This window comes from Eubacterium sp. BIOML-A2, from assembly GCF_009680135.1.
GTDB classification, from domain to species: Bacteria; Bacillota; Clostridia; order Lachnospirales; family Lachnospiraceae; genus Faecalicatena; species Faecalicatena contortus_B.
On record NZ_WKZK01000044.1, the window covers coordinates 1 to 13,329 of the forward strand.

Sequence of the window (13,329 nt, forward strand, 5' to 3'; positions counted from 1 at the left end):
CATGGAGCTGGCGCATCCAACCGGCAGGTAAAGGCTCGTTTCTAAGGAGGAGCCTCAAACGGGGGCAGCGTATGGTAATAAATTGGCGGGACTTCTATGTCCCCAGTAGGTGTACATAAGCGATGGGATACGGTTCCAGTATCAAGATAATTCAATACACATCTTGAAGATGAAAAGATACGCATAGCCAATCCACATCCGCTGCCCTGGTCCGGGATCCCACCCGGTTGGCGAGCTTTCCTGCCGCTCGGCTGGTTCATCCGACCGGTAGGCAAAGACTCGTTCCTAAGGTGGAGCCCGAGACGGGGAAGGCGGATGGAATTGGCTATGCGTATCATACATCTTGATTAAATGGATTTTAAGGCTTTTATGTATGGGAGCTTTGGGACTGTTTTTGAAGAAATCTATTTATTTAGTAACGATTATCGTGTGTAACTCCATATGTTTATTTATTAATGAACCATACAATTTTTTAAATCCAGTATATTTACGGGTAACAAGGCGATCTAACAATTACACCTATATGAACGAATCACCAATTCTGTTCCATCCGTTGCTACCGTACGAGGGCCCCTCTGGGGAATGAGCTCTTAACTACCGTTTTCTTCTACAGCTTCTTCGAGAAGTGTCAGGACATTTCACCAGCAGACATTGCCCCGCCAGCTCCCGGACCCACCTCGTCATTCGCGTCCGCCATTCGTCAACGAGTCTAAAGCTCGTTAACTAAATCCCGATTTTATTGAGAAAAAGTGTATTTTCCTATTGCCTAAAATCCACATTTACCATATAATAAACAGTGATTGATAAAATTTTAACTATATCATACAAAAGTACAGTTTATAAGGATTTGAAAGCTTTATAAACGCAGTTTAAGGAGGTATCTCATGTTAGATCAGACCTACTATGACAAGGCAGATGAAATCATAGCGTCACATGGGGCGGAACAGGCATCACTGATTCCTATTATTCAGGATATTCAGACGGAATACCGTTATTTGCCGCCTGAGCTTTTGAGCTATGTGGCAGGGAAGCTAGGCATTAATGAGGCAAAGGCTTACAGTGTGGCAACATTTTATGAGAATTTTTCTTTTGAGCCAAAAGGAAAATACATCATCAAGGTATGTGATGGAACAGCCTGTCATGTGCGTAAATCGATTCCGATCCTGGAGCGTCTCTACAGCGAATTGGGCCTTTCCAGCGAAAAAGCAACAACAGATGATATGCTGTTTACTCTGGAAACGGTTTCCTGTCTCGGGGCCTGCGGGCTGGCGCCGGTGCTTACAGTGAATGATAAGGTATATCCGGCAATGACGCCGGATGCAGCAGCTGAATTAATTCGCGAGTTGAGAGGAGCTTAGAGATATGGAGAGAATTGAGAACAGAGAAGCTCTCGGGCTGGTACGTGAAGCTTCGAAAGCACAGATAGAAAACAGTAAATGCAGGGTGCTGATTTGTGCGGGGACAGGCTGTCTGGCAGGCGGTTCCGGTGACATTTACAGGAGAATGTGTGAGCTGGTCGATGAAAATCCGGATGTGGAAGTGCATTTTGGGGAAGAGATCGCACATGGGGATGGAGAACTTGGCATTAAGAAAAGCGGATGCCATGGATTCTGTGAGATGGGACCTCTGATGAGGATAGAGCCCCAGGGAATTCTGTATACAAAGGTACAGCTGGATGACTGCGATGAGATATTCCACAGAACGATTGAAAAAGGAGAGATCATCAGGCATCTTTTATTTAAACAGGATGGCATTGAATACCAGAAACAGGACGAGATTCCATTTTATAAAAAGCAGACAAGAAATGTGCTGAAAAATTGCGGACATATTGATGCAGAGCATATCCAGGAGTATATTTCCACAGGCGGATACCAGGCTCTTGAAAAGGCACTGTTCAATATGAAGCCGGAGGAAGTAATTGAGGAAATTACAGAATCTAATCTGCGCGGACGCGGGGGCGGCGGCTTCCAGACCGGTTATAAATGGTCACAGGTGGCTAAACAGCAGGAAAAAGAACGTTATGTTGTCTGTAACGGTGACGAGGGAGACCCGGGCGCATTCATGGACCGAAGCATTATGGAGGGAGACCCGCATAAGATGATTGAAGGTATGATGATCGCTGCTTATGCTGTTGGCGCTTCCGAAGGCTATATTTATGTGCGTGCCGAATATCCGCTGGCGATCAGCCGTCTGAAACTGGCGATCGCACAGGCAGAAGAATGCGGCCTGCTGGGAGAACACATTCTGGGTACTGATTTTTCCTTCCGTTTACATATTAACAGGGGAGCGGGAGCTTTCGTCTGCGGTGAGGGCAGTGCTCTTACAGCCTCAATAGAAGGGAACCGTGGCATGCCGCGTGTGAAGCCTCCAAGAACGGTAGAACAGGGCCTGTTTGCGAAACCGACCGTACTGAATAATGTAGAAACATTTGCAAATGTTCCCATGATTATCAACGAAGGCGCTGAATGGTTTAAAAGTATCGGACCGGAGAGCAGTCCCGGAACCAAGGCGTTTGCTCTTACTGGAAGTGTAAAGCACACAGGTCTGATCGAGGTTCCCATGGGAACCACCCTCCGCGAAGTTATTTATGACATCGGCGGCGGAATTAAGGGGGATGGAGAATTTAAGGCCGTACAGATCGGCGGTCCCTCCGGCGGCTGTCTGATTACGCCGCATCTGGATATTAATCTGGATTTCGATTCCTTGAAGAAGATGGGCGCAATGATTGGATCCGGCGGACTGGTTGTAATGGATAACCATACCTGCATGGTGGAGGTCGCAAGGTTCTTCATGAACTTTACGCAGAATGAAAGCTGCGGAAAATGCGTTCCGTGCAGGGAAGGCACAAAGCGCATGCTGGAGATCCTGGAAAGAATCGTGGCCGGAAATGGAAAATTGGAGGATTTGGATCTGCTTGAGGAGCTCGCGGATACTATTACGGACACAGCACTGTGCGGTCTGGGCAAGAGTGCGGCTCTGCCTGTCATCAGTACGCTGAAGCTGTTCAGAAAAGAGTATGAGGAACATGTAGTTGAGAAGAAATGTGTATCCCACAACTGTGCCGCAATGCGGCAGTTTATCATCAGCCCGGAACGATGCAAGGGCTGTTCCAAATGTGCGAGAAACTGTCCGGTAGGTGCGATCAGCGGACAGATTAAAGAACCTTATGTCATTGATAATGAAAAATGTATTAAGTGCGGCGCCTGTGAGAGCGCCTGTGCATTTGGTGCGATACATATTGAAGGGTAGGAGGAAACGAACATGAGTTATATGACAATCAACAACAGAAGGGTCGCCTTTACGAATGAAAAGAATGTTCTTTCCGTCATCCGCAGAGCCGGGATTGACCTTCCTACTTTCTGCTATCATTCGGAGCTATCTACCTACGGTGCCTGCCGTATGTGTGTGGTGGAGGATAACAGAGGAAGGATATTTGCATCCTGTTCAGAGACACCCAGGGACGGAATGGTGATTTATACAAATACGCCAAAACTGCAGCACCACAGAAAGATGATTATCGAATTGCTTCTGGCATCCCACTGCCGTGACTGTACTACCTGTGCTAAAAACGGAGTCTGTACACTGCAGAAGCTGTCGAGACAGCTTGGAATTATGGATGTAAGGTTTGAAAATAATAAAAAACAGCTGGAGAAAGATACGACATCAGAGTGTGTTGTGAGGGATCCAAATAAGTGTATACTGTGCGGTGACTGTGTTAGAACCTGTGACGAGATTCAGGGCCTTGGTATATTGGATTTCGCATTCCGCGGTTCCAAAATGCAGGTGACGCCGGCATTTAACAAGGATCTGGCGCAGACGGATTGTGTAGGATGCGGACAGTGCCGCGCGGTATGTCCGACAGGTGCAATTACGATTAAACAGAACGTAGATCCGGTATGGCGTGCGCTCAGTGACAAGAATGTCCGTGTGGTTGTACAGATTGCCCCGGCGGTCAGGGTGGCTATGGGAGATAAGTTCGGCATCAAAAAAGGTGAAAATGTGCTTGGACGCCTCGTGGCGGCTCTTCGCCGTATCGGTTTTGACGAAGTATACGACACTAATTTCGGCGCGGATCTGACGGTTATGGAAGAATCCAAAGAATTGCTGGAACGCCTGGAATCAGGAGAAAATCTTCCGCTTTTCACATCCTGCTGTCCGGCATGGGTGAAGTTCTGTGAAAATAGATATCCTGAATTCAGGAAGAATATTTCCACCTGCCGTTCTCCGCAGGAGATGTTCGGCGCATTGATTAAGGAAGAGGCACGTATGAAGGCGGCGGAAGACACCAGGAAGACCATGGTTATCTCGATTATGCCATGCACCGCAAAAAAAGCAGAGATCACAAGACCGGAACACTTTACAGATGGGGAGCAGAATGTGGATTATGTGCTGACAACCACAGAGGTTACCCGGATGATCCAGGAAGCTGGAATCGATCTTGCACAGGTGAAGCCGGAAGCACTGGACATGCCATTTGGACTGGCATCCGGCGCAGGCGCAATCTTCGGGGTTACCGGAGGTGTGACAGAAGCAGTGCTGCGGCGTCTTGTTAACAGCAATAAGGCGGAAGACCTGGAAGCAATCAGTTTCACCGGGGTGCGCGGTGTAGACGGCATCAAGGAAGCCAGGGTAAAACTGGGAGACAGAGAAGTTAAAATCGCTGTTGTGAATGGTCTGCAATGTGCCTCCGAAGTACTGGAGAAGATGAAAGCAGGAGAAGTGTACTATGATTTCGTGGAAGTCATGGCTTGTAAGAGAGGGTGTATCGCCGGAGGAGGGCAGCCTGTGCCGATCGGCCCAAGGACAAAGAAAGCAAGACTGGAAGGACTTTATAAGATCGACACAATGGCACAGATCAAACTTTCAAACCAGAATCCGATCGTTGAGGCGGCTTATGAGGGCATATTGAAAGGAAAAGAACATAAACTGCTGCATAATGAGGTGAATTAGCTTACAGCTGACGAGACGGTGAGGAGAGCGTCCGCTTCTTTACCTTTTAGTGGCTGTGCGGGATGAGATTCAGGACGGGAGAGCGGAAGGGGAATGATATTGGAAGTATGAGGTGACATCGTGGCCAGACAGGAGATAGACAAGTTGGATTAGGGAAGGTTTCCGCCTATCCCTTTCATTTCCGCTCCCTTTTCTTCATATAACAGCCCCATTCCTTTAGTTGTTTTTGAGGGAGGATCGTGCTATACTTTTGAAGTATTGGGAACAGGGAGTGTATTAACGGCTGTGGCTTTTTACAGGAGGGCATATTATGGACACTTGGGAAACGATTCGGGAGGATGATCGGTATGGAATTACTGCGGCGGTGAAGACCGTGACGGATGTTTGGAAGAAAACTCCTGCGGTAGCGGGTGCGGGGATGTTCCGTGCTATTTCTGTAAAAGAGCGGGCTGAAAATGATAAACGGTGCAGGGAGGTCTGGGGGAAGCTGAACGGGCATTTGCAAAGCTTCCCTCAGGCCGTTCACGGTCAGAAGATGTGGCGGGAGAAGGCGGAGAAAGCCTTGTCCGACGCTATGGATAAGGATGTAATGTTCCAGCTGGGGCGGCTGCCGGGCGATGTGAGGAACGGATTCCAAGAGGCGGTTAGAACGTTTATCCGACATACGCGAGTGTTTGACAGGGAGCTTGTACTGGAGGATCTTGGACAGGCACTGAGAAATTATTTTGTATATTTTATGCTGTGCCTTGCGGATGGTTCTGACAGGTGGTTCCATGAGGCGATCTGGGGGTACAGCCTGCTTTATCCTTATACGGATAATTTTCTGGACGGTGAAAAAACGAGACAGGAAAAGGCTGCATTTAACTGCAGGCTGGAGCAGAAACTGAACGGACTCAAAACAGAGGCGGAAGACGATCTGGAACAGAAAGTTTTCTCCATGGTTGATTCGGTCGAAGATATTTATCCCAGAAAAATATTCAGCGGACTTTATGATTTTCTGCTGACCATTTATGATGCCCAGATTAAAAGTATGGAGCAGCAGGGAAAGACGGAGAAAACGGCGGAAGAGCTTCTGCAGATGTCAGCTTATAAGGGCGGGGCTTCTATCTATGTGGATCAGTGCATGATTGATGGGAATCTAAAGAAAAAAGATGTCCTGTTTCTTACGGGATTCGGGCTCTTTTTGCAGCTTGCAGATGATTTGCAGGACGTGGATGAGGATGCCGGAAACGGACATCAGACCTTGATGACGCTGAGTGCGGGAGCCGGCTTTCTGGACGAAATTGTGGGACGTCTGCTGTCTTTTCTAAAATATGTTTTTGAAAATTATTGGAGAGGGGAAGAGGCGTATAAAGGTTTTGTGCTGGATAACTGTGTGCAGTTGGTAATTATGACTGTGTTCCAAAAGGAACAGTATTTTTCGGAAAAGTTTAAAAGAAAGATAGAGGAATGGTCCGTACTGCCTGCGGGTTTTTTTGCATGGATGGATGCGGAAAATACCAAGAACCGGGAGAACATGCAGCACAGCCCGGTAAATATGATGGAGATACTGGATGTCTGGTGCCAGGTACCTTCTTTGGAATAGGGAAGGTGTTTAATGCGCTCCGGCAGTACCGGGATGGCGAGAATAAATTTCTCTTGTGATAAAATGCATTTAGTGCTATGATTGACAACAGTGGAATACATTATTCTGCAGCGTAATCTGAATAATTACATAATTTATAGAAGAGAGAGAAAGGAAACGAGAAACGTGACCTATAAAGAAGCAAGGGTATATTTGGACGAAGTGTCGAAATACGGAAGTGTACTTGGCTTGGATACGATTCGAGGTCTGTTGCGTGAACTTGGGCATCCTCAAGATGACCTGAAGTTCATACATATTGCAGGAACGAATGGCAAGGGATCTGTGCTTGCATACACTTCAACAATTTTAAGTGAGGCAGGGTATAGAACCGGCAGATATGTATCACCAACAGTGGTTTCCTATTTGGAACGGATTCAGATAGACGGAAAGTGGATACCGGAAGATGAGTTCGCAGAATTAGTGGAAGAAGTTAAGAAAGCTATTGCACGTATGGAAGCCAGAGGTGAGGCCAGCCCCACCGTTTTTGAGGCAGAGACGGCAGTAGCTTTTTTGTATTTCAGAAAGAGGCGCTGCGACTTAGTCGTTTTAGAAACCGGTCTGGGTGGACTGCTGGATGCAACCAATATTGTGAAGAATACGGAGCTTGCCGTATTCGCATCCATCAGCAGGGATCACATGGGCTTTCTGGGCGAATCACTGGAGGAGATTGCGGCTAATAAGGCGGGAATTATAAAGCCGGGCTGTACAGTTGTCACATCGCTGCAGAAGCCGGAAGTGATGACGGTACTCGTCGAAAAGGCCCGGGAGCTGAAATGCGGCATGGAGGTTGTGTATCCCAGGGAGGCAGTAATGGTAGAAGAAAACTGGGATGGACAGCGGTTTTCCTACCGGGAGTGGGAAAATATCAGAATTTCGCTGGCAGGCAGATTCCAGATTGAGAATGCCGTAACAGTTCTTGGAGTTATCCGGGCACTTAGAAACCGGGGATATGAGATCTCAAGGCGGGCTGTGGAGGAAGGTTTTGCAAAAACAACATGGCCCGGACGGCTGACCTGTGTTGCCAGGGATCCGCTGGTGCTTGTGGACGGGGCACATAACGAGGAAGCGGCGCTGAGACTTCGGGAGTCTCTGGTACAATATTTCCCCAGCAGGCGCATGCTCTTTATTATGGGAGTATTCCGGGATAAGGAATATGACAAGATAGCAGAGATCATGGGTCCTCTGGCGGATAAGATATATACTGTGGAGCTGCCGGATCAGGGCAGGACGCTGGGCGCGGATGAATTAAAGCAGGCATTGCTGCCTTACTGTGTGGGGGAGGTAGAAGAGGCATCCGGGATAGAAGAGGCCGTGAGGGAAGCCTGTGCTTCTGCTAGAAAAGACGATGTAGTACTGGCATTTGGTTCGCTGTCCTATCTGGGACGGGTTATGGAATTGGCGGAGGATATGGGAGAGAAGTTATGATAGATCAGGAAAAGATTAAACAGGCGGTAAAGCTTCTTCTGGAAGGGATCGGAGAAGACGCCGAAAGAGAAGGCTTAAAGGAGACTCCGGAGCGTATTGCCCGGATGTATGAGGAAATATACGGCGGGATAGAAGAAGATGCGGCAGAGCATCTGAAAAAGACATTTTGCGTAGACAATAACCAAATCGTGATGGAAAAAGATATTACCTTTTATTCTACATGCGAGCATCATCTTCTTCCCTTTTATGGAAAGGCCCATATTGCATATATTCCCGACGGAAAGGTAGTAGGCTTAAGCAAACTCGCCAGAACTGTAGAAGCATTTGCCAGAAGACTTCAGATTCAGGAGCAGCTGACGGGGCAGATTGCAGATGCCCTGATGGAGCATCTGAAGCCAAAAGGAGTACTTGTGATGATAGAGGCAGAACATATGTGCATGACAATGCGGGGAATCAAAAAACCAGGGAGCCAGACCGTGACAGTAGTTAAGAGAGGCGTATTTCTGGAGGATCCGGAGTTGACCAATCTGTTTTTTCAGATGATCAGATAAAGGAACGGGATTTTGTATATGAAAGAGATTGAATTGATCAGAAAGCATCCTTTATATCTAAGCAGCTGCAAGCGGTTGGAAGAATTGGAACGGGATCGGCGGTTCTGCAGGCATCAGATGCCGCATCTGCTGGATGTGGCCCGGATCGCATATATCCGGAGTCTGGAGAACGGACTGGGGTTGAAGAAAGAGGTGATCTACGCGGCGGCAATTCTGCATGATATCGGCAAGGCCAGCCAGTATACGGAAGGCATACCCCACGAGACCGCCGGAAAAGAGACGGCAGAAAAGATACTGGAGGATACGGATACATTTACAGGAGAAGAAAGACAGATGATTCTTCAGGCAATTCTGGAGCACAGACGGGACAGTGAGAATCAGTCTGTGCTTGGCAGACTTTTATATGAAAGTGATAAATTGTCCAGAGCATGTTATGCGTGCCCGGCGGAGAAGGAATGCAACTGGAGCAGTGAAAAGAAGAATATGGAGATAAAATGGTGAAAGGACTGGTATAAGAGATGAAAATAGGCAGCAGGGAGTTTGACACGGAACATCATACCTATATCATGGGGATTCTGAACGTGACGCCGGATTCATTTTCCGACGGCGGAATGTACAATGATCTGGACAAGGCGCTTCTGCATGCACAGGAATTGGTGCGTGACGGTGCGGATATACTGGATGTGGGCGGAGAGTCGACTCGTCCGGGGCATATCCAGATTACGGAGGACGAAGAGACCGAGCGGGTCGTGCCCGTGATAGAAAGGCTGAAGCAGGAGTTTGACACACCCATTTCCATCGACACTTACAAGAGCAGCGTTGCAAAAGCTGCAGTTCAGGCCGGCGCTGCTCTTGTGAATGATATTTGGGGGCTCAAATATGATGCCGGGATGGCGGACGTAATCGCTGAAAGTCAGACAGCGTGTTGCCTGATGCACAACCGGGAGAAAGCAGAATACGTGAATTTTCTGCCGGAGGTTCTGATGGATCTGCAGGAAAGTGTTGACATAGCAAGAAAGGCTGGTATTGCAAAAGATAAGATCATACTGGATCCAGGGGTCGGCTTTGGAAAAACGTATGAGATGAATCTGGAAATCATCAAGGAAATGAACCGTCTGAAATTTTTGGAGTATCCTATTTTACTGGGAACCTCCAGAAAGTCCGTAATCGGCCTGACACTGGGTCTGCCGGCCAGCCAGCGGGAAGAGGGAACCCTCGTAACCACCGTGCTTGGGATACTAAGAGGGTGTTCCTTTGTGCGTGTGCACGATGTGAAGGGAAACAAACGGGCCATTCAGATGACAGAAGCTATTATGAGGGAACATGACTGCAAAGGGGTCTGACCCCTTTGAGAAAACGACATATAGAGGGACGGGATTATGGATCAGATTAAGATACAAAATCTGGAGGTATTTGCCAATCACGGCGTATTTCCGGAGGAAAATGTGCTGGGGCAGAAGTTTTTGATCTCAGCGGTTCTTTATACGGACACCAGGCATGCCGGAAAGACAGATGACCTGACGGCTTCCATTCATTATGGCGAGGTCAGCCAGTTTATAGTTACTTTTATGAAGAAGAATACGTATAAGCTGATTGAACGGGCCGCGGAGTGTCTGGCAGAGGAGCTTCTTATGCATACCGCACATCTGGAGAAGGTGGAGCTGGAGGTGAAAAAGCCGTGGGCTCCTCTGGGCCTTCCGGTGGAATACGTGTCAGTCAGGGTTGCCAGGCAGTGGCATACGGCATATATTGCCCTGGGATCTAACATGGGGGACAAAGAAGGCTATCTGAATGCTGCGGTCAGAGAACTGGATCGGAGAGAGGACTGCCGGGTAGTGAAAACCTCCGGCTGGCTTGTTACCCCGCCTTATGGCATGACAGAGCAGGATGATTTCCTGAACGGCTGTCTGGAGCTGCGGACGATGCTGCCGCCGGAGGAACTGCTGGAGGAGCTGCATAAGATCGAAGCACATGCTGGGCGGGAGCGCATTATACACTGGGGGCCAAGGACCCTGGATTTGGATATTATTTTTTACGATGATCTGATTGTGGAGACGGATACACTTTGTATTCCCCACGTCGAGATGCACAAACGTGATTTTGTGCTGAAGCCCCTTCATGAGATCGCGCCATATAAGCATCATCCTGGAAACGGGAAGACAGTGCGTGAGCTGCTGGAGGAGGTTGAGCAGAGTCAATAAACGGGAAGCGAATGCCGGAGAGGATCCCGGTGAACCGTTTGCGGTGTGAAAAAGACCCGAACCATTCAGTCTCTGTGACTGCATGGCCCGGGTTTTTGTGTTGTGTGCAGATGCAATTTTAGAGTAATTGTTCAAAAGTTTCGTAGAAGGTCGGGTAGGACACATCCACGCAGTGGCTGTCCAGTATATTCGTATTGCCTTCTGCCACAAGAGCAGCAATACTGAATGCCATAGCAATCCTGTGATCCAGAAGGGTGTGGATCGTTGCTCCGTGAAGTGGTTTTCCACCCTCTATGACCATGCCGTCCGAGGTCGGTGTTACATCGCATCCCATTGCCTTAAGATTGTCGGTGACAGTCTCGATTCTATCGGTTTCTTTAACCTTGAGCTCTGCGGCATCACGGATAATCGTAGTGCCTTCCGCCATGGCGGCCATGACTGCAATGACCGGGATCTCATCGATCAGTGTGGGAATGATATCGCCTTCCACCGTGGTACCGTGCAGACGGCTTGTACGAACCAGAATGTCGGCAATTTTCTCGCCGCTTTCAATGCGTTCATTTAAAAGCGTGATATCTGCGCCCATATCTTCACAAACCTTCAGGATGCCGGCACGTGTTGGATTGATGCCGGTGTTTTTAATCAGAATCTCTGAATTCGGCACCAGCAGCCCCGCTGCGATAAAATAGGCCGCGGATGAAATATCTCCCGGTACGGTGATCGTGCGTCCGTAGAGTTCTTTACATGGACGGAGTAAGGCTGTCGCTTTTGTACTGCTGAGATCATGCGTCGTGGAGACATCTGCTCCGAATTCGGCAAGCATCAGTTCTGTATGATTGCGGGAGAGGCTCGGCTCCGTCACAGAAGTTTCGCCGTCTGCATACAGGCCTGCAAGCAGGATACAGGATTTAACCTGTGCGGATGCAACGGGAGAATCATAGTGAATGCCATGGAGATCCCCCTTTGTAATGTACAGCGGTGCACAGCCATTGCGGAGGATGCTGGAAATATTTGCTCCCATCAGAGTCAGCGGCTCGATGATCCGTTTCATGGGGCGGGAATTCAGGGACTCATCACCTGAGAGCTTGGAATCAAAGGACTGTCCTGCCAGAATTCCGGAAATCAGCCGGGTTGTTGTGCCGCTGTTACCTACATCCAGGATCTCAGAAGGAGCGGAAAGACCGTGGAGGCCCTTCCCATGCACCGTAATGGTGTCCCCGGACTGCCGAATATCAATCCCCATTTTCCGGAAACAGTCGATGGTAGCCAGACAATCGGCACCTTCCAGAAAATTATGAATCTCGGTGATTCCCATCGCGATGGAGCCGAACATAACACAGCGGTGGGAAATAGATTTGTCTCCGGGAATGGCCACTTCTCCTTTTAATCCCGTAATATTTGTTAATTCCATATCTTTAAAAATCCTTTCTCTTATGCAAATTACACTTCGTAGACGATGTAACGGTATTTTTTCAGCAGTTCAGCCGCCTTAGCTGAAGAGCTTTCATCGTAAAATTCGATGCGCAGAACGCCTTCCTCAAATTCACGGTTATGTACAATACCAATATTTTTGATACTGATATTATTGCTGGCCAGTATGGTTGCAATCGTGGCAATTCCTCCTGCCTCATCGATGATATCACAGTAAACAGCAAAGCGTTTCTTGATAGGCCCGGCAGAACTGTTGGGCATGGAATCCCGATAGTCTTTGGAGGATTCGAACAGGGAAAACAGGTCGTTTTCTGAGCCTTCATCCACGGACTCCTTTGCCTGTTTCAGAACCTCAATATAATCCCCCAGGATCCGGGAAATATTTTTCTGGTTTTTCAGGCAGATCTGCTGCCACATCACAGGAGAGGAAGAAGCAATTCTGGTAATATCCTTAAAACCTCCTGCGGCCAGGTTTTTCATAAGTTCGTCTTCCGTATCAGTATCCCGTACAAAATTGACCAGGCTGGACGCAATAATATGAGGAAGATGGCTGATCGTCCCTGTAACATAATCATGCTCTTTATAATCCAGTATAATAGGAAGTGCCTTCAGGGACTCCACAAAACTTTTATATTCTGCAACCTTTTCTTTCGGAACCCTGGAAGAAGGAGTCAGAATATAGTAGGCATTTTCAATCAGCACAGGTTTTGAATTCACGAATCCGCTTTTCTCGGAGCCTGCCATAGGATGCCCCCCAATAAAATTATCTTCTAGCCCCAGCCGGATAATCTCCTCATGAATCGAAGTCTTTACACTTCCCACATCAGTCAGAATACAGTCCGGATGGATATACTCCTTCAACTGTGTAAGATAGGCGGTATTATAGGAAATAGGTGCACAAAGAAAAATGTAACTGCACCCTCTGAAATTCTCATCAATTGAAGAACAGGAAGTTTGAATAGTACCTTCCTGAACTGCCAGTGCCAGTGTCTCCTTACTTTTGTCAAAGGCCAGCAGTTCATAATCAGGATAGTACTGCCTGATAGCCTTAGCGATAGAGCCGCCAATCAGGCCGAGGCCGATGAAGCCAATCTTTTTAGTCATGGTGATTCATTCCTTTCAGTAAAATCAAATACAAAACATACAA

At 48.0% G+C, this 13,329-nt stretch carries 11 protein-coding genes; 9 read left to right on the forward strand and 2 right to left on the reverse strand.

Translation table 11 applies throughout. The features are described 5' to 3' along the window. Positions 1-884: 884 nt before the first annotated feature. From GKG43_RS15110 to folK, 9 genes are all read left to right on the forward strand, one after another. Positions 885-1,358 (forward strand): NAD(P)H-dependent oxidoreductase subunit E, encoded by a 474-nt coding sequence (locus GKG43_RS15110; protein ID WP_025657141.1) that lies wholly within the window; start codon positions 885-887, stop codon positions 1,356-1,358. Positions 1,359-1,362: 4 nt separating this feature from the next. After that, entirely contained in the window at positions 1,363-3,249 is a 1,887-nt protein-coding gene (gene nuoF, locus GKG43_RS15115) for an NADH-quinone oxidoreductase subunit NuoF (RefSeq protein ID WP_129879291.1), read from the forward strand. 12 nt (positions 3,250-3,261) lie between these two features. Continuing rightward, positions 3,262-4,950, forward strand: a complete 1,689-nt coding sequence (locus GKG43_RS15120; RefSeq protein WP_129879292.1) for a [FeFe] hydrogenase, group A — start codon at positions 3,262-3,264, stop codon at positions 4,948-4,950. A 310-nt stretch (positions 4,951-5,260) separates the two neighbouring features. Then, positions 5,261-6,535, forward strand: a complete 1,275-nt coding sequence (locus GKG43_RS15125) for a class 1 isoprenoid biosynthesis enzyme (RefSeq protein WP_129879293.1) — start codon at positions 5,261-5,263, stop codon at positions 6,533-6,535. 165 nt (positions 6,536-6,700) lie between these two features. Next, the gene (locus GKG43_RS15130) at positions 6,701-7,999 is read left to right on the forward strand and encodes a folylpolyglutamate synthase/dihydrofolate synthase family protein (RefSeq protein WP_129879294.1); all 1,299 of its coding nucleotides are present in this window, start codon (positions 6,701-6,703) and stop codon (positions 7,997-7,999) included. Next, positions 7,999-8,550: a GTP cyclohydrolase I FolE gene (gene folE / locus GKG43_RS15135; protein ID WP_347562070.1), complete on the forward strand. Its 552-nt coding sequence runs from the start codon at positions 7,999-8,001 to the stop codon at positions 8,548-8,550. The genes GKG43_RS15130 and folE overlap by 1 nt, the downstream gene beginning before the upstream one ends. An 18-nt stretch (positions 8,551-8,568) precedes the next feature. Then, a complete protein-coding gene (locus GKG43_RS15140; protein ID WP_129879296.1) occupies positions 8,569-9,051 on the forward strand; it encodes an HD domain-containing protein in 483 nt (160 codons plus the stop codon). 17 nt (positions 9,052-9,068) lie between these two features. Next, positions 9,069-9,893: a dihydropteroate synthase gene (folP, locus tag GKG43_RS15145; RefSeq protein ID WP_129879297.1), complete on the forward strand. Its 825-nt coding sequence runs from the start codon at positions 9,069-9,071 to the stop codon at positions 9,891-9,893. Positions 9,894-9,929: 36 nt separating this feature from the next. Continuing rightward, on the forward strand, positions 9,930-10,751 hold the full coding sequence (gene folK, locus GKG43_RS15150) for a 2-amino-4-hydroxy-6-hydroxymethyldihydropteridine diphosphokinase (protein WP_129879298.1): 822 nt from the start codon (positions 9,930-9,932) through the stop codon (positions 10,749-10,751). A gap of 118 nt (positions 10,752-10,869) precedes the next feature. Here the strand turns inward: folK and aroA are convergent, their stop codons facing one another. Continuing rightward, the gene (gene aroA / locus GKG43_RS15155) at positions 10,870-12,162 is read right to left on the reverse strand and encodes a 3-phosphoshikimate 1-carboxyvinyltransferase (protein WP_129879299.1); all 1,293 of its coding nucleotides are present in this window, start codon (positions 12,160-12,162) and stop codon (positions 10,870-10,872) included. 29 nt (positions 12,163-12,191) lie between these two features. Further along, on the reverse strand, positions 12,192-13,286 hold the full coding sequence (locus GKG43_RS15160) for a prephenate dehydrogenase (RefSeq protein ID WP_129879300.1): 1,095 nt from the start codon (positions 13,284-13,286) through the stop codon (positions 12,192-12,194). Positions 13,287-13,329: the final 43 nt, after the last annotated feature.